The organism is Bacillus sanguinis (genome assembly GCF_018332475.1).
Lineage (GTDB): Bacteria > Bacillota > Bacilli > Bacillales > Bacillaceae_G > Bacillus_A > Bacillus_A sanguinis.
This window is the reverse complement of sequence record NZ_BOQB01000306.1, coordinates 1-507: the sequence shown is the minus strand read 5'-3', so window position 1 is coordinate 507 and position 507 is coordinate 1. Positions and strand designations below refer to the sequence as shown.

1 protein-coding gene is annotated in these 507 nt (G+C 35.5%); it reads left to right on the top strand.

From position 1 onward, the window contains the following. Window positions 1-15: 15 nt before the first annotated feature. Window positions 16-414: a CHRD domain-containing protein gene (locus tag KI369_RS24565; protein ID WP_212957844.1), complete on the top strand. Its 399-nt coding sequence runs from the start codon at window positions 16-18 to the stop codon at window positions 412-414. The last annotated feature ends 93 nt before the right edge of the window (window positions 415-507 follow it).

The window sequence follows — 507 nt, the reverse complement described above, 5'->3', positions numbered from 1 at the left end:
GTAGGAGTGGTAAATATGTTCTTTGCAAAGTTACGCGGTAGGAATGAAGTTCCACCAGTAGAAACAGATGCCCGAGGAGAGGCTTTCTTTAAATTAAGCCTGGACAAGCTTAACCTAAAATTCAAATTAGATTTATTGAATATAGAGGATGTAGTAGTTGCTCATCTGCATCTTGGATTAAAAGGAACGAACGGTCCTGTTGTAGCTTTTTTATTTGGGCCTATAACAAATCCAGTTTCAATAGAGTGTGCAACCCTCACAGGAATGATTACTCAAGATGATTTGATTGGGCCGTTAGCGGGTCAATCATTAGGTAACCTTGTAAATGAAATCATCTCTGGAAACATATATATTAATGTTCATACAGTACAACATCCTAATGGTGAAATTCGAGGACAATTGAAATATTGTTAATGAATTAAAGTAGTGAAAAACAAAGCATCCGTTTAGGATGTTTTTATTTTGTGGAGGGTGTATAGATAAGTAATCTACTTTTAGTAATCTGGA

Coding starts and splice junctions, on each gene's coding strand:
- KI369_RS24565 (WP_212957844.1), top strand. CDS start 16: ATGTTCTTTGCAAAGTTACGCGGTAGGAATGAAGTTCCACCAGTAGAA.